18 protein-coding genes are annotated in these 21,702 nt (G+C 42.2%); 11 read left to right on the forward strand and 7 right to left on the reverse strand.

Features of this window, described 5'->3' with window-relative positions; translation table 11 throughout:
- Nucleotides 1–27: 27 nt before the first annotated feature.
- The 4 genes from N483_RS24100 (at nucleotide 28) to N483_RS24115 (ending at nucleotide 6,547) form a co-directional block, all read left to right on the forward strand.
- On the forward strand, nucleotides 28–1,815 hold the full coding sequence (locus N483_RS24100; RefSeq protein ID WP_023398684.1) for a DUF4856 domain-containing protein: 1,788 nt from the start codon (nucleotides 28–30) through the stop codon (nucleotides 1,813–1,815).
- Nucleotides 1,816–1,901: 86 nt separating this feature from the next.
- On the forward strand, nucleotides 1,902–3,275 hold the full coding sequence (locus N483_RS24105; RefSeq protein ID WP_023398685.1) for an imelysin family protein: 1,374 nt from the start codon (nucleotides 1,902–1,904) through the stop codon (nucleotides 3,273–3,275).
- Nucleotides 3,268–5,487 (forward strand): TonB-dependent receptor family protein, encoded by a 2,220-nt coding sequence (locus tag N483_RS24110; RefSeq protein ID WP_023398686.1) that lies wholly within the window; start codon nucleotides 3,268–3,270, stop codon nucleotides 5,485–5,487. Before N483_RS24105 ends, N483_RS24110 begins: the two co-directional genes overlap by 8 nt.
- Before the next feature lie 85 nt (nucleotides 5,488–5,572).
- A complete protein-coding gene (locus N483_RS24115) occupies nucleotides 5,573–6,547 on the forward strand; it encodes a sterol desaturase family protein (protein WP_023398687.1) in 975 nt (324 codons plus the stop codon).
- 79 nt (nucleotides 6,548–6,626) lie between these two features.
- Here the strand turns inward: N483_RS24115 and N483_RS24120 are convergent, their stop codons facing one another.
- Together N483_RS24120 and N483_RS24125 are read right to left on the reverse strand one after the other, a co-directional pair.
- A complete protein-coding gene (locus N483_RS24120; protein ID WP_023398688.1) occupies nucleotides 6,627–6,911 on the reverse strand; it encodes a hypothetical protein in 285 nt (94 codons plus the stop codon).
- A gap of 291 nt (nucleotides 6,912–7,202) precedes the next feature.
- Nucleotides 7,203–8,771 (reverse strand): cation:proton antiporter family protein, encoded by a 1,569-nt coding sequence (locus N483_RS24125; RefSeq protein WP_036975690.1) that lies wholly within the window; start codon nucleotides 8,769–8,771, stop codon nucleotides 7,203–7,205.
- Nucleotides 8,772–8,973: 202 nt separating this feature from the next.
- Between N483_RS24125 and N483_RS24130 the strand changes: the two genes are divergently transcribed.
- Both N483_RS24130 and N483_RS24135 read left to right on the forward strand, forming a co-directional pair.
- Nucleotides 8,974–9,717 (forward strand): sporulation protein, encoded by a 744-nt coding sequence (locus N483_RS24130; RefSeq protein WP_023398690.1) that lies wholly within the window; start codon nucleotides 8,974–8,976, stop codon nucleotides 9,715–9,717.
- A 26-nt stretch (nucleotides 9,718–9,743) separates the two neighbouring features.
- Nucleotides 9,744–10,190: a GNAT family N-acetyltransferase gene (locus N483_RS24135; protein WP_023398691.1), complete on the forward strand. Its 447-nt coding sequence runs from the start codon at nucleotides 9,744–9,746 to the stop codon at nucleotides 10,188–10,190.
- Between the two features lie 61 nt (nucleotides 10,191–10,251).
- Here N483_RS24135 and N483_RS24140 read toward each other — a convergent pair whose 3' ends face one another.
- The 4 genes from N483_RS24140 to N483_RS24155 form a co-directional block, all read right to left on the reverse strand.
- Complete coding sequence (locus tag N483_RS24140; protein ID WP_023398692.1) at nucleotides 10,252–11,598, reverse strand: sodium-dependent transporter; 1,347 nt, start codon at nucleotides 11,596–11,598, stop codon at nucleotides 10,252–10,254.
- 201 nt (nucleotides 11,599–11,799) lie between these two features.
- Nucleotides 11,800–13,113, reverse strand: coding sequence for a sensor histidine kinase (locus N483_RS24145; protein WP_023398693.1), 1,314 nt, complete (start codon nucleotides 13,111–13,113; stop codon nucleotides 11,800–11,802).
- Between the two features lie 100 nt (nucleotides 13,114–13,213).
- A complete protein-coding gene (locus N483_RS24150) occupies nucleotides 13,214–13,921 on the reverse strand; it encodes a response regulator transcription factor (protein ID WP_023398694.1) in 708 nt (235 codons plus the stop codon).
- A 145-nt stretch (nucleotides 13,922–14,066) separates the two neighbouring features.
- Complete coding sequence (locus N483_RS24155; protein ID WP_023398695.1) at nucleotides 14,067–14,870, reverse strand: hypothetical protein; 804 nt, start codon at nucleotides 14,868–14,870, stop codon at nucleotides 14,067–14,069.
- 225 nt (nucleotides 14,871–15,095) lie between these two features.
- On the opposite strand from N483_RS24155, the gene N483_RS24160 reads away from it, so the two are divergent.
- A complete protein-coding gene (locus N483_RS24160; protein ID WP_023398696.1) occupies nucleotides 15,096–16,250 on the forward strand; it encodes a serine hydrolase domain-containing protein in 1,155 nt (384 codons plus the stop codon).
- Between the two features lie 19 nt (nucleotides 16,251–16,269).
- Here N483_RS24160 and yhbY read toward each other — a convergent pair whose 3' ends face one another.
- Nucleotides 16,270–16,566: a ribosome assembly RNA-binding protein YhbY gene (gene yhbY / locus N483_RS24165; RefSeq protein WP_023398697.1), complete on the reverse strand. Its 297-nt coding sequence runs from the start codon at nucleotides 16,564–16,566 to the stop codon at nucleotides 16,270–16,272.
- 84 nt (nucleotides 16,567–16,650) lie between these two features.
- Between yhbY and rlmE the strand changes: the two genes are divergently transcribed.
- The 4 genes from rlmE (at nucleotide 16,651) to glmM (ending at nucleotide 21,649) form a co-directional block, all read left to right on the forward strand.
- Nucleotides 16,651–17,280: a 23S rRNA (uridine(2552)-2'-O)-methyltransferase RlmE gene (gene rlmE / locus N483_RS24170; RefSeq protein WP_023398698.1), complete on the forward strand. Its 630-nt coding sequence runs from the start codon at nucleotides 16,651–16,653 to the stop codon at nucleotides 17,278–17,280.
- A gap of 67 nt (nucleotides 17,281–17,347) precedes the next feature.
- On the forward strand, nucleotides 17,348–19,285 hold the full coding sequence (gene ftsH, locus N483_RS24175) for an ATP-dependent zinc metalloprotease FtsH (protein WP_036975694.1): 1,938 nt from the start codon (nucleotides 17,348–17,350) through the stop codon (nucleotides 19,283–19,285).
- A gap of 181 nt (nucleotides 19,286–19,466) precedes the next feature.
- Nucleotides 19,467–20,312: a dihydropteroate synthase gene (gene folP / locus N483_RS24180; protein WP_023398700.1), complete on the forward strand. Its 846-nt coding sequence runs from the start codon at nucleotides 19,467–19,469 to the stop codon at nucleotides 20,310–20,312.
- Entirely contained in the window at nucleotides 20,309–21,649 is a 1,341-nt protein-coding gene (glmM, locus tag N483_RS24185) for a phosphoglucosamine mutase (RefSeq protein WP_023398701.1), read from the forward strand. The genes folP and glmM overlap by 4 nt, the downstream gene beginning before the upstream one ends.
- The last annotated feature ends 53 nt before the right edge of the window (nucleotides 21,650–21,702 follow it).

Below are 21,702 nucleotides of genomic sequence, written 5' to 3' on the forward strand. Positions count from 1 at the left end.
CAAATAATTTTCATAGGAAGACGTCTAATGGCATTAAGAAAGTCTCTGCTTGCAACTGCAATTTTAGCAGCAACAGTTGGTTTAACAGGTTGTGGTGGCTCTAGTAGCGATAACAACACGGTAACGACTCCTGATACACCAACACCTCCAGCAAATAAAGCGCCAACAATTACTGCTGAAAACGCAACAGTAAAAGAGGATACACTAGGCGCTGAAGTAACCGGTGTGGTGTTCGCTGATGACAGTGATGACGCAGCTGCACTGACATTTGCTGTTAGTGATGGGCGCTTTGAAGTGGTTGAAGGTAAGCTTAAGCTTAAAGATGCTAATACGTTAAACTATGAACAAGAAGCTGAACAAAAGGTAACTGTTACGGTTACAGCAACAGACTCGGCAGGTGAAAAAGTTGAGCAAGCTGTTGAAGTATCAATTGAAGACATCGCTGCTGAAGCTGGTGTTAACGTTTATGAGTTCAAAAATGGTTCAGGCGAGTCATCAGTAGCTTATTCTGGTCAGGTATCACGTCAAGCTGCAATCTCTGAAGCTAAAAAGCTTTTAGGAACACTAAAAACTGGCACTGATGGCATCAATGATGTTGAAGAGCTAAAAACAATCGTTGCAAACGTACGTGGCTTTTTATTCCCTGTTGACGATTCTCGTCAAGAGACAACACTGACTTTCCTTAGCGGCAAAAATACAAAACAAGCTACTTTGGGCCAAATCTCTAGCCTGAAAAAAGTTGCTGGTGAAGGCGGTAAAATCGCTGGTCGCGATGCAACTTATATGAATAAAGACTGGCAGGCTGAAGGCTCGCTAGTTGGTTGGTCTGAGTTTGGTGGAAACCCATCTACACCTGAAGGTTTAGTATTATACTACCTAGATCTTATTGACGCACAAATCACACAATTTGAAAACGGTGAACAGCTGTCAGCAACGCATAATGGTACAACTGTTAATCTAAACAGCCTGTATATCACACCAGAAGGTCTTGATATCGTTCAGCTACTTCAAAAGCATTTAAATGGTGCCGTTGCACTTTCTCAAGGTGCTGATGATTATTTAGATGAGCTATTAATTGGCGAAAAGTCTGCTGACAACAAAGCGCTAGCTGAAGGTAAGTCGTACACAGAACTTGAGCACAAATTTGACGAAGGTTACGGCTACTTTGGTGCTGCAACACACTACTTAGAGTTCAGCGATGAGCAAATCTCAAGCTCTGCGGCTCAAGACTCTGATGGTAACGGTGTATTTGATTTATTAACTGAGTACAACTTCGGTAACTCTACAAATGCATCTAAGCGCGATAAAGGCACTGCGGGCAATACATACCCAACTGATTTTTCAGGTGCAGCGCAAATCGCTTTCATTAAAGGTCGTAAGCTTATCAACGACAAAGTTGGTATGAACGTATCTGAGTGGACTGAAGATGAGCAAAAAGCAATTGAAATGTACCGTGACCAGGCGCTATTAAACTGGGAAAAATCAATTGCAGCAACTGTTATTCACTACATCAACTACACCATTGCAAAAGATGACGGCAACTTGACGATGATCAAGTCAGGTGAATTTGATGCTGGTAACTTTGAAAAGCTGGCTAAATACTGGGGTGAGATGAAAGGTTTCGCACTGAACTTCCAGTTCAACCCACATTCACCATTTACAGCAGAAAAGTTTGCAGAGATGCATACGCTTATGGGTAATGCACCTAAGCTAAATGCAGATGACGTAGACAACTATATCAAAGACCTAGAAAAAGCACGTGACATTATTGCTGAGGTATATGGCTTTGATGCAGAAAATGTTGAAAAGTGGTAACCACTTAATTAACAAGTAGCTTAAAGGTTAGTTGCGTATGCAGCTAACCTTTTGTTGTATTTATAGGTATCAAAAAGAGAGACACAATGAGAGTGTTAACACCGTTAAGTGCAGTTGCTGTAGCAGTCACATTGCTTTTAAGCGGCTGTGGAGAGAGTAGTTCCAGCTCGGCTGGTTCTGAGTTTGCTGGAGGTAATGGTTCAACTCCTCCTACGACGCCAACAACACCGACGACGCCAACAACGCCGACGACCCCAACAACGCCAACAGATCCTTCGACACCAACGACACCGCCAACCGATCCATCTACGCCAACTGATCCGACTACACCGGGGACATTTGATGAATCAAAGTTGGTTGCAAATTTGGTAAATAATGTTTTGACGCCCGCGCTTACCCAGTTTGATACATTTGCTAAAGCACAGCAGAGCCAAATAGGTGAATATTGTGTGGCTGAAAAAGCGCAAAGCGCCAATGCTGCAGACTTGCATGAAAAAGCAAAAGACAGCTGGCGTGCGGCCATGAGTAGCTGGCAATATGTCGAGTTAATGCAAGTGGGTCCTCTTTTAAGTAACGGTAAAGAGCTTAAGGGCAATATATATTCTTGGCCTGCAGGTGGTGCACTGTGTAGTTTGGACTTGGACATTGTGTATCATGAAGACGGTTTCATCAATGGAGACACAAATAGGCCATATGATATAAAAATGCGCACTTCCGACCGCAAAGGTTTAATTGCCATTGAACATGCTTTATTCAATACCAATTACAACCATAGCTGTGCTTCTGAAAATGCATCGTTGGCACCTTGGAATAGCCGCACAATAACTGAACGAAAGGCAGCGCGCTGTGAATTTGCCCACACCGTGGCGGGCGATATTGTCGATAATAGCACTGCTATTTTAGCGAGTTGGCAAGGCGACAACGGCTTTGCGAATCAACTAATTAATGCAGGTAACCCCGGTTCGCAGTTTGACACGCCTCACATAGCATTAAACGAAATATCAAAAGCCCTCTTTTATATGACTAAAGAGCTAAAGGATGAAAAGCTTGGTACACCACTTGGGCTATTTACTAATAGCTGTGGATTTGTAGCGTGTGGTCAGGATGTAGAATCTGATATATCGGAACATTCAAAAGAAAATTTATTGGCAAATATTCGAGCGTTTAAACAAATTTTCACCGGTGAGGGCAGCAATGCAGACAACACACTGGGTTTTGATGATTTTCTCGATGCAGAGCAAGGCTCAGACATAAAACAGCGTATGCTACAAGGCCTAGCAGAAGCGGAAGCGGCATTACTGGCGATTGATGGTTCGTTAAAGCAAGCAATTGATAATGACACTGCAAAAGTCACTGAAGTACACGCAAAAGTTAAAAATGTGACTGATGAGCTTAAAAATGATTTTATCAATAAGTTAGCTTTAGAACTTCCTCAAACATCGGCAGGTGACAATGACTAAGTACACTCGTATGAATAAATCGTTACTAGCAATGGCCGTTGCTGTTGCACTACCAAATGCTTACGCAGATGAAACAGCGAAAGATGACATCGAACATATTCAAATAATCAGTCACTATGACAAGTTAAGAACTGAGGCAGGTTCCGCGACTTTGCTTACAGAAGAGCAATTAGGTGAGTATGAATATGATGATATTCACCGTGTACTTTCTTCAGTACCTGGTGTGAATATTCGTGAGGAAGATGGTTATGGCTTGCGTCCAAACATCGGCTTTCGTGGTGTGACCCCAGAACGAAGTAAAAAAATTACCATTATGGAAGATGGTGTCCTAATTGGTCCTGCGCCATATTCAGCGCCTGCTGCTTATTACTTCCCACAAACAACGCGTATGACAGCTGTTGAAGTATTTAAGGGGCCTGCAGCGATTAAACATGGTCCACAGACCATTGCTGGTGCGTTGAATCTAGTGACGCGCTCAGTCCCTGAATTTACCGAAGGGGCAATAGACATTGCAGCGGGTGGTGATGGTTATACCAAAGCGCACGGTTATTTTGGCTCCGTGGTCAACAACATTGGCTTTTTAGTAGAAGCGGTTAACGTCCAAGCGGATGGCTTTAAAGAGCTTGATGGTGGTGGTGATACAGGATTTGATAAGAATGATTTCTTAGCCAAATTTAATTACCGTTTACAGCAAGGTGATATTGAGCACAATTTCGGCTTAAAACTCAGTTATGCTGATGAGATATCAGATGAGACATATCTTGGCTTAACCGAAGCAGATTTTGCAGAAAACCCATATCGTCGATACGCAGCAACAGCGCCTGCAAAAATGGATACTGAACATCAACAAGTGATGTTCACCCACAGTATGAGCACGGATAATTTGAGCTTAACAACGCGTTTGTATCGCAATGATTATGAGCGTGCTTGGTTGAAGCTAAATAGTGTTGAAGGTAAGTCACCTCAGGAAATTTTATTAAACCCTGAAGCGGAAGATAATCAGCGTTTATATGAAATCTTGAAAGGCGAGCAAGATTCAGTGGTCCCAGGTGCGGCGAACTTTTTGACAATGGGCACGAACGACAGAGAATACTATTCGCAAGGTTTACAAATCGATGGTGATTTTGCGTTTAATTTGTTCGACTTAAACCATGACTTATCATTTGGTGTGAGGTTCCATGAGGATGAAATCGAACGTAAGCACTTTGAAGAAAGCTATAAAATGACGTCTGGGGTGTCTTCACTGGTTGAAAACAGCAAACGCTTCACAACATTGAATACAGAGCATACCGAAGCGTGGTCAGTGTATGTTGAAGACAAAATCAAGCTGGATGCGTTAACTCTGGGTGTTGGTGTGCGTGGTGAGCTGATGGACATGCATTACCAAAACAACAGTAACCCAAATGATTGGCTTGATAAAACTACCCGTATTTGGTTGCCTGGCGTCAGTGGTTTCTACCAATTAAGTGAAGACTCGGGCGTATTGTTTGGCATCCACCGTGGTTTTTCTCCAGCTTCCCCGGCGCAATCGTCAGAAATTGAGATAGAGAAGAGTACCAACTATGAATTTGGTGGACGTTATAATGATGGCGTAACTGAGTTTGAAGTTGTGAGCTTTTTCAATGACTATAGCAACTTAAAGGAGAGCTGTGGCCAGTCTAACTGTGGTGATAGCCTACAACAAGATGCCGAGTTTAATGGCGGTGCTGCCCATGTTTATGGCCTTGAGGCGCAATTCTCGCAGCGCTATCCACTTAACTTGCAGTTAGATATTCCGTACAGCCTTGTTTATACCTATACAAAAGGTGAGTTTAAAAATGATCGCCGAACCACATTTGCTCAATGGGGCGAAGTGAAAAGTGGCGATCCGCTGCCGTATTTGCCAGAGCATCAAGTTAGCTTCAATGTTGGTCTAAGTGCAGATAAATGGCGTACGTCATTAGCTGTTAAATATATTGGTTCTATGCCCGAAGCTGCAGGTCGAAGCTGGCAAGAGGGTACTCAAGAATTTACTTTATATTTAGAAGGTCAGGAAGTTCCTTCATCAACAACGGTCGACTTGTCAGCAAGCTACGACTTTGATGAATACGGTCAGGTATACCTAAAGGTAGACAACTTACTTGATGAAGATAAAATTGTAAGTCGTAGACCTTATGGCGCGCGTCCAGGAAAACCAAGACAGGTTACTGTTGGATACAAATACCAATTTTAGACATCCGTGATGTTTAACGCCACGTATAAAAGTAAGGCCGCATCATGCGGCCTTTTTTAACAATAAATGGGAGTGGATAGGCTTAATGTTTGAGACTATATGGCAAAGTATTTCTACATTGCCAGGCTATTTGGTCGATGCAAATAAACGCATTTTCTGGCTGTATTTGGCATCGGCTGTGGTAATGGCTTTTTTTGTATATTTCACGACCAATACAACTCGCAGCTTAAAAGGCTTTTGGCATTTTTTGTTTCCGCGCTCAGTATGGTTGCATGAAAGTGCCAAACAGGATTACGGACTGTTTATTATTAATCGCATTATTAAAGCCCTCACTTTTGCGCCAATTGTATTAACTATGGTGCCAGTTGCAATTGGCTTATCTGATGGGCTTGAAGCTTTATTTGGCCCGTCTTTACATTTGCAGTGGCCTCAACCGGTAATAATTGGTCTGTTTACACTGATGTTATTTATTGTCGATGATTTGACGCGATATCTACTTCATCTTGCGTTACATAAGATCCCGTGTTTGTGGGAAATTCACAAGGTTCATCACTCTGCCAAAGTACTTACGCCATTTACAATTTATCGCTCACACCCAATAGAAAGCTATTTTTATGCATGTCGCATGGCTTTAACACAGGGAATAGTTGTTGGTCTCGGCTACTTCTTTTTTGGGTCTGCACTGAGTATGTTTGATATTTTAGGGGCTAATCTATTCGTTTTTGTATTCAACATATGTGGGTCTAATTTACGCCATTCTCATGTCTGGTTTAGCTGGGGAGATAAATTAGAAGGGTGGTTTATCAGTCCTGCACAACATCAAATTCATCATAGTGATAACCCAAAGCATTTTGATACAAACATTGGTTCGGCATTGGCAATATGGGATCGCATAGCTGGCAGTTTAATTCGTGCATCGCAAGCCAAGGGCATTTCAATTGGGGTAGGCAAGTACGATGCTGGCCATGATAGCCTATGGGCGATTTACTACAAACCTGTAGTTGCTGCGTTTAAAGCGCTGTATCCGACTGCATTGATGAACAAGAAAGAAGATAATTAGTAAAAAGAAGAGAAGGTAGGCTGGCGACGGGCATGGCCAGCCTATTGTAGAGGGAGTAGGCCCTCAAAAAATCGATTGTTTAGTGCATTACACGAGATGATGAACGGTAGAAGCCTAATTCATTTAGTTTATCAATAAGGCTAGGGTCGTCTAAACGCTCTGGTGTCGACTCAGTACGCAAGTAGTGATCGTCGGGTACAGCATGTAAATCCAACATTTTTTGAAATAAAATATTACGAATTGCTAGCGCTGTCATCCCCGAGTCCTGAATGCTATCTAAGCGTTCTTGTATGTCGGCGAATGGGCCCGCATTCACATCGTCAACCGCTGCTGGAAAGTACGAATTTAACTTATTCTTGCTCATGCAAACCCTCATAAAATATCTCGTTAGGATCCGTGGGTGTTCCCCAAAAAGGATACTAAGTATAAGATTTAAGTACAAAAAATTATTGAACCAGTCTTTAACTGACACAGCCAGTGTACTCTGTTTCTATGTCGAATTACTAACTTCGATGTAAAGTTTTGTAAATCGCACTAATACAAAAAAGTACGAAAAAGTGGGTGGGATTTTAGACGTCTAGATGTAACTATATGACAGGAAAATAAAAATAGTTCTCAGTACCCTTTAAAGGGTCTGAGAACTGAAATGAATAATTTAAAATAATTTTTCTTTTACATGTTCAGCAAAACCACTTCCCGCTTCTAAATAGAAGTTATAGGTAGAGTGGACGCCCATATCTTCAAGCTCTTTTTGCTGATCTGGGTAATTGGCGATGGCAGTTACTTGACCTGTATAACCAGACGCTTGTAGCTGCTCCAGCGCATAGATGTTCTGCATATGTTTGGGCATAGCAAGCATGACCATTTCTACATTTGAGTGGTTAACTCTTTGCCAAAAATCTGGGTCTGTAGCATCAGCAAGAAGCACACGCCTGCCGCGCTTAACGTGTTTGTCGACGACTTCTGGTTTTATGTCTATTCCAGCCACAGAATTGGGGTGTGAGCAGTGAATTGTTTCATATGCACCAGTACCTATCCTGCCCATGCCGAATATGACGATCCGGGTGTCTGTGAGGTTCACTGGAAGTTCTTCCTCTAGGCGCTTTGGGCTCTCAAATTTTTGTAATACATGTTCTAATTTGACATAAATCTCATTGGCACGTTTGTTTAGCGGTGACGCGAGAATAAAAGTGATTGAGACGGCAATTGCAACGACGGCTAACCAGTCTGGCGCAATCATTCCAGAGCTTGCTGCAACGGCACATACAATGAGACCAAACTCACTATAATTTGACAGCGTGAAGGCGCTTAGCAGCGACGTACGAGCACGCAATCTAAACATATTTGTGAGCACGTAATATAAGAACACCTTAATCGGTAAGACCAGCACCAGCAGTAAGCCGATCATAAAAGCATTGACCGATATACTGGCATTTAAACCGATGTTTAAGAAAAAGCCGACCAGCAGAATATTTTTTAAATTTAATAATGATTTAGAAAGCTCACTTGCCTTTTTATGCGGGGCAAATATCATCCCGATAATCAACGCACCCAAGTCGCCTTTTAACCCTGCAAACTCAAACGCATGGTAGCCAACGACTAAGGCGAAAAAGAACCCGAACAAGGGCAGCAACTCACCATGTTTGGAGCGACTGAGCACCCAAAACATCACTTTTCTAAAGATGAATAGACCAGCAACAAGCGCTAGCGCCCAAATATTAGGTATTTTACCCGTACTGATTGCCAAAAAGACAACGGCAAAGATATCTTGCATGACCAAAATACCAATGGCAATTTTGCCATGCAGGCTCGCCATTTCCCCTCGTTCTTCCAGTACTTTTACTGCAAATACTGTGCTTGAAAAACTAAACGCAAAGCCCACCAATAAAGCACTTTGCAGGTCCAGTTGATTGAATAGAGGTAAGTTGAATACACACAATAGCAGTAGGAGAGAAGCGAAAAAGGCACTACTTAAAACAATATGCAAAGTTGCTGGCGCCCATACCTGAGGCTTTACAAGGTTTTTTACTCTAAGCTTTAGGCCAATACTAAAAAGTAGGATAGTGACGCCCAAGTCGGCAAGTTGAGAGAGTAATGGAGTTGTTTGTTGACCCATGAGGTTGAGAATAAACCCGGCCATCAAGAATCCTATCAGAGGTGGTAGCTTTAATTGATAAATTGAAAAACCACACGCGAAAGCAATTGCAAAGTAAAGTAGTTCCATAAGTTACGCTGGTTGTGATTGGTAACCTGATTCTACCAAATCGCGTTGGTTTATAAATCAATTCTGGACAAAAGTATATGGCACTATGCATTAGTAATATGCAAACAAATCTATATTTATCAAAAATAGGTAGATTTTCACTGACAAGCTCGAATAAATGTGTTTAAGATGCCTTAACGGAACATCCTCGAGAGGAGTAATGATGTTTAAAAAACTCTTAGCATCTGTCGGAGTAGGTGCAGCAAAAGTAGATACAGTATTAGAAACGGAACATTTACACCCGGGTCAAAAATTTCAAGCTCAAATTATTGTGATGGGCGGCGATGTAGAACAAGAAATTTCTGGACTTGAATTGGCGCTGATGACCAAGGTCAAAGTCGAAAATGATGATGGTGAATACTTCACTAATCACGTCATAGAAAAGTGGCGAATCCCAGAAGAGTTTACAATTTCTCCAGGCGAGCAAAAAGTGATCCCATTTGAAGCTCGACTCCATTCAGAAACACCGATAACGCAGATTAACGCGCCTTATAACCATTGCCATGTGTGGCTGGAAACGGGGTTGGATATTGATCTAGCGCTAGACCCATCAGACAAAGACGCGCTGCATATCTATCCGAACGAAGCCGTAAAAGCTGTGCTTAGTGCAATGGATAAATTGGGCTTCCAACTGGTTAAAGCAGATGTTGAAAAAGGTTATTTACGTGCCTCAAGCTTCCAGTCTATTTCAGGGTGTTACCAAGAGATAGAGTACCGACCGAGCAGTCGCTCTATGTTTGGTTTACAAGAGGTTGAGCTTTCGTTCGTACCTGAAGCGCATAAAACCCATGTATTAATTGAATTGGATCGCGCTTTTCGCAATGACGGTTATGTTGATTTAACGATTGAACATGATCAAGTGAACTTGTCACGTATATGTGATCAACTCGAACGCTTATTTGCCTAACTATATAAAGAAGGCAGTTTGAATCAATGACGGATTTTAAAGACAAGTCATTTTATGAGCTCAGTCATGATGAGCTCTTTAACGTGTTTAAATTGCGTGTAGATGTGTTTGTGGTTGAGCAAAACTGCCCTTATCATGAAATAGATGAGGTCGACCGAGTGCCAAGTACTCGACATATTTTGTTTAGCGAGAGTGACCACTTACAAGCATATGCACGCTGTTACTCAAAAGAAAATGGTGCAGCGGCAATTGGGCGTGTTTTGATTTCTACAGAGCAGCGTGGCTCTGGCATTGCCTATAAACTGATGGAAAGTGCACTGGCGTGCTGTATTGCGCATTTCCCAAACAGGCCAATCGAAATATCGGCACAAACATATTTGCAGCCATTTTATCAAAAGCTAGGCTTTGAGGTTGTGAGTGAAGCTTATTTAGAAGATGGTATTGAACACATTGATATGCTGTTGAAGCCTTGAGCCCTTATTTCATAGAGCTAAATTATCATTAAAAAGTAAAAAGGCGCTAACAGCGCCTTTTTTATAGTGAATTAATGAACACCAATGCGATTGCAACTGGGCATACAAATTTAATATACCAAGGCCAAATCTTCCAAAAGAAAGAGTGTTCAACTGCTTCATTGCCTTCTTTAATCGCTGACAATAGTTTACCTCTATGCCAAATCCAACCGGCAAATACACAGCACAACATACCAATCAATGGCTGTGCAAACTGTGTCGTTAGCTGCACAACTAAACCGAATAGACTGTTGAAGTTAAGAATAATCGTAACACTTACCACACTGACGATGATGCCGATTAATCTGGTCGCTTGTAGACGTGCGAGCGCAAATTTCTCTACAACATAGGAAACTGGCGCCTCCAGCATTGAAATAGAACTGGTTAAGGCTGCGATACTCATTAAAGCGAAGAAGGCAAAACCAATGAAAATACCAATGCTGCCCATGCTTTCAAACAAGGCGGGTAAAACTTGAAATACCAATGTGTCTTCAGACAGTAATTCGCCAGTTTGTGAGAAAATTTCAACCCCTTGTGCCTGAGCAACGTACATCGCTGGAATGATCAACATACCCGCGACAAAGGCGATGAAAACATCGATAAGAGTAACGTAGGCACCTAAAGAAACGAGGTTCTCTCTTTTGCTAATGTAGGAGCCATATATGATCATGACACTGGTACCTAAAGAGAGGGAAAAGAATGCTTGCCCGAGCGCGCTGACGAGTAAATTCGGGTCTAATATAGAGCTAAAATCTGGTACTAAATAAGCCTTCAAGCCCGTCATTGCACCTTCTTGTGTTAGCACATATCCGATGAGGGCAAATAAAATGAACAGCAGTGCAGGCATGAGGCGCTTCGACCACTTTTCAATACCGTTCTCAACCCCCTTGCTGATGATGGCAACAGTCAGCAATATAAATGCAGCGGTGAATAATAAGTCTCTAGATAGTGAGCGCTCGCTAAGCCAAGAGGTTGCGGTTTCATTACCACTAAGTACGGCGATCGGTTCTAATGTTGCGCTGAACATCCAACCTGCAACAATTGCGTAGAAGCTTAATATTAAGCCTGAACAAATAATACCGCCGAATCCGACGATAAATGCAAAACGTTTTTGCGCATTGTTGTTTGCCAGTTTTTGCAACGAGGCAACCGCATTAGCTTGGCCATGACGACCAATGACTAACTCAGCCATTAACGCTGGATAGGCAAGGCAAAATGCGAGCACCAAATAAACTAATACAAACGCCGCGCCACCATTGCTCGCCGTTTGTGTCGGGAATCCCCAAATATTGCCTAGACCCACCGCGGAGCCAGCAGCGGCCATAATAAATCCAAACCGAGAACTAAACTCTCCTCGAATACTGCTCATGTTTTTATACTTCTCTTTTTTTAAAGACGGCCGCAACAATCTACTGTAATTGGCGCGAAATAAAAAGGTTTATCTGCACTGATCCAGCACAAGTTTTTGATGGAAAAAACACCGTAGACTGGAGTATCCATAATTTTTCATTAATTTTTAGTTTAAGTGTTTGTTTTTCATCTACTATTTTGTGTTTGGCTACAATGACTGTCAGTCACTCTGTACAGCTTGAGATACTGCTTTACAGGGCAGAATTAACGTAAATTTGGCCCCCCCCAGTAACTCAGAACGACTTACCGACGCCTTACCGTGGTGCCAATCAACAACTTTTGAGACGATAGCTAGGCCCAATCCATAGCTCTTCCCGGCCCTGTTTCGGTGGCCTTGCTCTTGGAAAAATGGGTTGAAAACTTTATTCCAGTTTTCTGGTTCGATACCAGGACCATCGTCTTCGACGGTGATTTCGATTTCATGGTCATGTAATTTGGCGCTGATAAATAGCTGCATTTGGGCAAAATCACACGCATTGCTGAGCAAGTTAGATATGGCGCGTGCAAGCCAGTGCAGGTCTGCTTCCATTACAAGTTCTGCTTTAATGGACAGGTTAGCGGTTAACCCATTTTTAGACATTTTTGGATGCATCTGGTCGACAATGTCGGATATATAGCCTTGAAGTCTAATGGGTTCGAACTTAAGCAAGTGCGATTTTTGCTCTAAGGTTGCAAAGGACAGGTAGCTCGATAACATATCTTCCATTTGGTCGAGATCTTTCTCCATTCGCTCAAGTAAATGGTGTACTTCTTCAATATCAGTTTCTTCAAGTGCAGCGTCAAATCCAAACCTCAAACACGCAACAGGCGTTCTTATATCGTGAGATAAGCTTGATGCCATTAATTTATTTTCGGCTAACAATTTTTCAATTTGGTTTGCCATCCGATTAAATGTGAGCTCAACATCTTTGATGTAAGTGAAATGATTAACCTCTATTCTTGTATCTAAGTTACCGCCTGCGAACTGCTTTGCTGCGTGAGTGAGCACTGACAATCTTTTTGCAAGCGGCGCTAAGACAAACCACATAAACGCACAGACGCCGGAATAAAAAGCAATGGTGAGTATGACGTCATAGCTATTTCGTTCAGGGGGCTTTTCCAATTGCAGCTCTATATAGTCTGGCTTTATGGCAGGTGTTGATTTTAGTAGATAAAAATAGCCCTCATCAGAGTCAATAAGCAGCCCTTGTGGGCGATGCATCTGTTCGGTGAGTTCTGTTGGTAGAGCAAGCGATGCGCCTGAATGGTAAGCTATTTTTAGGTCGAAGTCTCTGCCTGCTTGCTCGATAAAGCTTGCTCTGTCATTTATTGGGTTATTGCCAGCCTGGTTGGCTATGCCCACTAGTAGTTTTGCTTGCCAAAAAAAATTATCCTCATCTGGTGCAGTTTGCTCACTAAAGGTATCAATGAGCCAGCCCAATAAGATAATCGAGATGATCACACCGGTCAGTAAGGATAAATAGAGTTTTCTCATTAATTAGCTCCAATGAGAGTGGCCAGAGCTCCGAAAAATAGGATTGTAATACTTAAAAACACGCTGTAGCTTTGGCAATTGCCCTCAGCTACATACGATACTACCAAGCCGATGGCACGAGCAAATAGCCTTTCCCCCAAATGGTTTTGATCTTTTCAGGGTTTTGAGGGTCATCATCAAACTTTTTACGCAGCGCTGAGATCAGCACATCGACACTTCTATCAAGGCCGTCATATTCACGGCCCTTAGTGGCTTTAAACACCGCGTCTCTAGATACAACTTCACCTGCATTGGTAGCCAAGAAGTGTAAAAGTAAGTATTCGGCACTAGAAATAACGATTTCTTTTTCAGAAACCAATACTTTTCGAGACTGCGTATCTATTTTAAGATTACCTACAGTCAAAATGGCGCTGTTGGTTTGCTCGTTACTTGAAGAGTCTTGTGCAGCGCGCGCATTAGCCTTAATCCTCGCAAGTAAGGCTCTTGGTCTGACAGGTTTGATAACATAATCACTGGCGCCGACTTCAAGACCAATTACCTCGTCCATCTCTTCATCTTTTGCTGTTAGCATTATGATGGGCTTGTTATAAAACTGGCGCAGCTCTCTACAGACACTAATGCCGTCCTGACCAGGCAACATAATATCTAGCAATACTAAGTCTGGGTTAATTTGCTTTACCATTGACACTACTTCATCGCCACGATGGCAACAATGCGTGTTATAGCCTTGATTATTAAGGTAGTCAGCAACCCACTGTGCGAGTGATTCGTCATCTTCGACTAGTAAAATAGTCCCGTATTGCTCCATGAACAAGCTCCTTTAAATCGAATAGGTATCATTGCTAAAGATGACACTTATTTGGTATTAAAACCATACTAACTTTTTATTTTAAACGCGCCAATTATAATATCTGTTTCACTAAAAAATGTAATGAAGTGTATGAGTTTGTTGATTATTGAACATTGAGTTTATCAACAAGGCCCTGAGTTAATTTCAGTAACATTTTAGGTGTTAGTGCATTGACTTCATCTTGCTCGCAGGCGCCAGCGACTTTTACCAGTGGGGTTTGGACTGGCTCTACAATATATTTTGGTATATTAACAGGTGCTTGATAGCGAGCACGCCTTGCTTCGTCAGTATTTTGTTGTTCTATGAAACTACTTACATCCTTCTCATTGGTAATGTTTTGTGTTTCGGTAAAGGTATATTGCATAGGGATACCTTGAAAACCCGCACTGTCTACCGAAGATTTAGCAAACCAAACTACATCTGTTGACTGGTTGTGAGTTAACCTCATACTTAAAGAAGCCGTAATGTTACTGCATTGCTTGGTGGGCATTGTTTGAGATATTTTTGCAATGTATGGGTGATCACTACTCGGTTTATTTAACACATAAACTTTGTCTTTGCCGTAGGTTAAATCGATTTGCTGCACTACCAAGCGATAATCAGTCGCTTCGCCATTGTCTACAATTAGGCCTTTTTTACTGAGGATATGTGCCAGAGCTTTATGTAGCTCGTCGGTCATTGACACCTTACTGGCATCTATATATACAGAATCTAGCTTTTTAACTGTGTGCGCAGGTAATTGTACAGATTTGATTCGAGCTGATTCGAGCTCGCTGCTGTAGCTTATTTGAAATATAGACTTTTGCAGTAGAGGTTTGGGAGGCGTGTTGAGCTTTGGCGCAAGTGGCTGTGTCATCATACAACCAGCTAGCCCTGTCAATGCAATACCGCCAATGATTATTCGCATTACTAAACACCTCAAATTACTTTTCTTCATTTTCTTGTACAACCAATGTGCTAAATTCTACCTTGTAATCATTAGTCACTTACAGTCTAAAAATGTTCAAGATTGTAACCAGTTATGCACTGTAACTTTAATTCTACAAAAAGATTAGCGGTTTAAATTAATGTATGTCGTGAGTCAGCAACTTACGTGATACCATAACATCGCGTGTTAATGAACTGAGTCATTATGAAGTCACTATTTATATTTTCAAAATGCTTAATATTGATGCTTTTATCTCACCCCGTAAAAAGTAATGAGATAGACAGAGCCAAAGCTTGGGAGCATTTTGTAAACGACTATTCTAAGCAAGTCCGACAAAAACTAAAAGAAAAATCGGTTCCCGGTGCTGCATTGAGTATCACCCACATAGAGTTTGGAGATCTAGCCAAAGGTTATGGACGGACCAAGGTAAAAAAAGGCCGCAAAGTAAATGGCAAAACTCGATTTCGTTTGGCGTCTGTGTCAAAAACATTTGCGGGCTCTTTGGCGGCAAAATTGGCAGCAGAGAAACGCGTTGACTTAGATAAGTATGTGGCTGACTATCTCCCAATTTTCCTCGATAGTCAGTATTCAGGTCTGCGTGTATACCATTTATTAAGTCATTCAAGCGGCCTGGTGCCAAATGCTTATGATAATTTAATAGAATCGCGAATGTCCTATCAAGATATCTACCCTCGTCTTTTAAAAGTCGACAGGCTGTGCCGGCCGGGGATTTGCTATGGATATCAAAACGTCATGTTTAGCTTAGTCGGTAATGTTATTGAACAGGCCACTGGGCTCAGCTATGAGACTTGGCTCAATGAATTTATCTTTAAGCCACTGCGAATGAAAGATGCTGGGGTCGGTTACGCTCATATGATCCAAGATGAAAACTATGCATTACCTCATGTCAAAGGAAGAAAGTATTGGCATACCGCAAAATTGAAAAAGCACTACTATAAAGTAGCACCTGCGGCAGGAGTTAATGCCAGTGCTGAAGATATGGTAGTCTGGCTCAAGGCGCAGTTAGGTTTATATCCCAATGTTTTGTCATTGGATGCTTTGACTATGCAATCTCGACCATTTACTCGTACACAGAGAGAGCTGAAGCGCCGAGTGTGGCGAAAGTACGTTGACCATGCTCATTATGGACTTGGCTGGAGAATATACGATTTTGCTGGTGAAACAGTGTATTACCATAGTGGCTGGGTACAGGGGTATAGAACGGATGTCGTTGTGTTACCTTATTTAGGTATAGGGTTTAGTCTGTTATTAAATGCAGAAAGCGGAGTTATTAACCAATTGACTACTAACTTTATTCGGGATGCGATTGCTGTAGCACGAAAGAACGAGCCGCAATAGCGGCTCGAATTAAAACTATTTAGTTGCGAGGAAGAACAATCTTTTTCTCTTCGCTTTGACGATAAAGTACTAAAATATGACCGATCGCTTGAACTTTGTGCGCGCCTGTTTCACGGACGATAGCATCAAAAATTAGCTGTTTTGTTTCACGGTCATTAGTAGGGACTTTAACTTTGATCAATTCATGAATTTCTAAACATTGTTCAATTTCTAACAATACGCCCTCTGTTAGGCCGTTTCCACCGAGTAAAACGACAGGTTTTAGAGCGTGAGCTAACCCTTTTAGGTGCTGCTTTTGTTTATTTGATAAAGTCATATTGGTACAATTTACTAAATTAAGGCTTGAATTCTCGTTATTCTAACGCCATCTAAAGAAGATTACTAATGAGTTGCAGTGAATATGGCAAATAAAAAACACTCAGCGAGCTCAAAACGCTGGTTAAAAGAGCATGTAGACGATCCTTTTGTACATGAAGCGCAAAAGCGAGGCTACAGATCGCGGGCTGTGTTTAAACTTGAGGAAATACAACAGCGCGACAAATTGATCCGTCCAGGTATGCATGTAGTTGATTTAGGTGCGGCCCCGGGAAGTTGGTCACAGTACTTAGCTGAACAAGTAGGTGATAAAGGGGAAGTCATTGCATGTGATATTCTTCCAATGGACTCATTACCCGGTGTTGCATTTTTGCAAGGTGATTTTCGCGAAGAAAGTGTACTAAATGCGTTACTCGATCGTATTGGTGGTAAAAATATCGATGTTGTTTTTTCGGACATGGCACCGAATATGAGCGGTAATAATGTAATAGATCAAGCTGGTAGTATGTACCTTGTTGAGCTAGCGCTGGATATGTGCCACCAAGTACTTAAGCCAAATGGTGCGTTTGCAGTAAAGGTTTTCCAAGGTGAAGGGTTTGATCAATTTGTACAAGAAGTGCGGAATGCTTTTAAAGTTGTAAAGATCCGTAAACCAAAAGCGTCTCGACCTAGGTCTCGTGAAGTATATATAGTGGCGACAGGATACAAACTGTAGTACAGTTGAGGTGCATTAAAGATGATTTTAAATAAATTGGATACAAGAGGTTAACCCCTTGAGCGATATGGCGAAGAACTTAATTCTCTGGCTGGTCATTGCAGTTGTGCTTATGACGGTGTTTCAGAGTTTCAATAATGGCGAGCAAATTGATCGTCAAACTAGTTACACTCAGTTTGTAAAAGAAGTGCGTAGTGGTGCGATCAGAGAAGCAAATATAGACCGTACAGCTGGCACTATTTCAGGGACTAAAAGTAATGGTGAACGTTTTCAAACAATCATGCCATTATATGACGAAGACTTAATTAATGACTTGCTCAAGAATGATGTCAACGTGAAAGGCGTTGCACCGGAAGAGCAATCGTTCTTAGCAAATGTCTTTATTTCTTGGTTCCCAATGCTGCTGTTAATTGGAGTGTGGATTTTCTTCATGCGCCAAATGCAAGGCGGTGGCGGCAAAGGTGCGATGTCATTTGGTAAGAGTAAAGCGCGCTTAATGAGCGAAGACCAAGTTAAAACGACATTTGCAGACGTTGCAGGTTGTGATGAAGCGAAAGAAGACGTAACAGAATTAGTAGACTTCTTACGCGATCCGTCAAAATTCCAAAAGCTAGGCGGTAATATACCTAAAGGTGTACTCATGGTGGGTCCTCCTGGTACAGGTAAAACACTACTGGCTAAAGCTGTTGCTGGTGAAGCAAAAGTACCTTTTTTCACTATTTCAGGTTCAGATTTCGTTGAAATGTTTGTTGGTGTAGGTGCATCACGTGTTAGAGACATGTTTGAGCAGGCCAAAAAAGCAGCACCTTGCATTATCTTCATTGATGAAATTGATGCTGTGGGCCGCAAACGTGGCGCTGGAATGGGTGGCGGTCACGATGAGCGTGAACAAACACTTAACCAAATGCTGGTTGAAATGGACGGATTTGAAGGCAATGAAGGTATTATCGTTATTGCAGCGACAAACCGCCCAGACGTATTGGACCCTGCGTTACTAAGACCTGGTCGTTTTGACCGTCAAGTTGTTGTAGGTTTGCCTGATGTTCGTGGTCGAGAACAGATATTAAACGTGCATATGCGTAAAGTGCCACTAGATTCAAACGTGGAAGCGTCTTTGATTGCTCGCGGTACACCAGGTTTCTCTGGTGCAGATCTAGCCAACTTAGTGAACGAAGCAGCCCTATTTGCCGCTCGTGGTAACAAACGTAAGGTCAGCATGGCTGAGTTTGATGCTGCAAAAGACAAAATCATGATGGGTGCTGAGCGCAAGTCGATGGTAATGTCTGAGAAAGAGAAAGAAATGACTGCTTATCATGAAGCTGGCCACGCCATTGTTGGTCGCTTGGTTCCAGAGCATGACCCAGTTTATAAAGTCTCGATTATTCCTCGCGGACGTGCGCTTGGTGTGACTATGTACCTGCCTGAGCAAGACCGGGTGAGTCATTCTAAAGAACATTTAGAGTCGATGTTATCTAGCCTTTATGGTGGCCGTATCGCAGAAGCCATAATTTATGGTGATGATAAAGTCACCACCGGTGCTAGTAATGACATTGAGCGAGCGACTGATATTGCTCGTAAGATGGTTACCCAATGGGGTTTAAGCCCTGTGTTGGGTCCGCAAATGTACATGGAAGAACAAGGTGAAATGTACATGGGTGGAAACGGCTCTAGAATGGCAGGTGTATCTGACGAAACTGCTAAGCTTATTGATGCGGAAATTAAGAAGTTTGTTTCTAGCAACTACGACAGAGCAGAGCAGATCCTCAAAGACAACATGGATATTCTTCATGCTATGAAAGATGCATTGATGAAATATGAAACCATTGATGCGGGACAAATTGACGATCTAATGGAGCGTAAAGAGGTCCGCCCTCCAAGAGATGCACATGATAGAAAGTCAGATAAAGATAGTGGTCTAAATGGTGGTGCATCTGCTTCACAAACTGATGAGCCAAACTCAGATATTCCACCTCAATCAAACACAGAGCTTGATGATAAACCTTAATCAAAGGTAAAATAGCGATGTAGGAATTTAGGCCTCGAGCATTCTCGAGGCCTTTTTGTATCTTGAACTTTGCTTTTTGTCCGTTTTACTCTTTAGTTAACTTCATTTTTAGTGAATCTAATCAATAATCTGGAAGGAGTCGCCAAAGTATGCTTAGATACAAATAGCAGGAAGGTAACAAATGTTTCAACTTTCATTACCCCGAGGTCGCAGTTTAGACCTTTCCAACCCTCAAATTATGGGTATCGTAAATACAACTCCAGATTCTTTTTCTGATGGCGGCAAGAATTACAAAAATGATAGCGCTGTCATAAATGCTTTATCACTGCTAGATGAAGGTGCAACCATACTAGATATTGGTGGCGAATCTACTAGACCTGGTGCTTCAGATGTTGCCTTACAAGAAGAACTAGATAGAGTCATACCAGTGATTAAAGGGATCAGAGCACATTCAGATTGTGTGATCTCTATTGACACCAGCAAAGCTGAAGTGATGAAGCAGGCTATCTTAGCGGGAGCAGACATAATCAATGATGTTCGAGCGCTTAGAGAAGATGGGTGCCTCACCGTTGCGGCTGAATTCCCGAATGTACCCATTTGCTTGATGCATATGCAGGGGCAGCCGAGAACGATGCAACACGATCCCCAGTATGATCACCTAATAAACGATATAAAGCACTTTTTTGATGAGCGTATTGAAGCGTGCGAGCAGGCGGGGATCTCGCGTGCTAGGCTAATAATTGACCCAGGTTTTGGGTTCGGTAAATCATTACAACATAATTTTGAATTGCTTGGGCAATTTAACCAGTTTGCAGATTTCAACATGCCGGTGTTGGCGGGGCTATCTCGCAAATCCATGTTTGGAATGCTATTAAATCGGGATACAAATGAACGTTTACCAGCGAGTCTAGCTGGTGCTTTGTTATGTGTGCAGCAAGGTGCGCATATTCTTCGCGTTCATGATGTAAGAGAAACCAATGATGTGCTGCAAGTGTGGTCTGCGGCAAACCATGGAGTAACTAAATGACAACAAGAAAATATTTTGGCACAGATGGCGTTAGGGGGCTCGTAGGAGAGTTTCCTATCACACCTGAATTTGCCTTAAAGCTAGGCTGGGCAGCTGGAAAAGTTTTGTCTAAGTCGGGCACTAAAAAAGTAATAATAGGTAAAGATACAAGAATCTCTGGCTATTTATTAGAAACCTCTCTTGAAGCTGGGCTAATTGCAGCAGGTATTGACGTGGTTTTATTAGGCCCAATGCCAACGCCTGCCGTTGCTTACCTTACGCAAACCTTTAGGGCTGAAGCCGGTATAGTGATTAGCGCGTCTCATAACCCATATCACGACAATGGTATTAAGTTTTTCGCTGGGAATGGCAAAAAGCTAGCTGATGATGTTGAGCTAGAAATTGAAGCAATGCTTGATGAACCGATGACGTGTGTGCCGTCTGAGCAATTAGGTAAAGCACGACGCCTTGATAGTGCAAGTGGGCGTTATATCGAGTTTTGCAAGAGCCAATTCCCTAAGGAATATTCATTAGAGGGCATTAAAATCGTTTTAGATTGTGCCAATGGTGCAACATACCATATTGCACCTTCAGTGATGCAAGAGCTTGGTGCTGAAGTGATAGCAACGGCCTGTGAACCCGACGGTATGAATATTAATGCGCAGTGTGGTGCAACGCACGTCGACGCATTAAAACGTCAAGTTTTAGAGCACAAAGCGGATGTTGGTATTGCCTACGATGGTGATGGTGACCGAGTGATGATGGTTGATCATAACGGTCGCGTATTTGATGGTGATGACATTGTTTATATCGCTGCATTGCAAGCCAAGTTTAACGGTACGCTCAAAGGCGGCGTAGTGGGAACTGTGATGTCGAACATGGGGTTAGAAAATGCGCTTAAGGCGCAAGACATTCCTTTCTTGCGTTCTAAAGTAGGTGACCGTTATGTGTTAGAACTGTTATCACAAGAAGGATGGAATATCGGTGGTGAGAGTTCAGGACACGTATTGAATTTAGACTTGATTGCAACCGGTGATGGGATCATTTCTAGCTTACAAGTACTCGCTGCTATGGTTGCGCAGAATAAAACACTTAAAGATCTTGGTGCTGGTTTTACAAAATACCCAATGAACATGATCAATGTGAGATATGCAAAAGGAAAGGATCCTGTAGCTAATGAGGCCGTACAGGCAGCAGTGAAAGAAGTTGAGGAAAAACTTGAAGGTAAGGGCAGGGTCCTACTACGTAAGTCAGGCACAGAGCCTGTGATCCGAGTCATGGTTGAGGCTGAGCAAGAGAAACAAGTGATGGATTTTTCTCAGCAGATTGCCGAAGTTGTTGAATCTGTAAGCAATTAAGCCAAAAAAATAAAATTTTTCTTGTAACTTTGGGTGAGTAGGGTTAGTATCTC

The organism is Pseudoalteromonas luteoviolacea NCIMB 1944, from assembly GCF_001625565.1.
Lineage (GTDB): Bacteria > Pseudomonadota > Gammaproteobacteria > Enterobacterales > Alteromonadaceae > Pseudoalteromonas > Pseudoalteromonas luteoviolacea_F.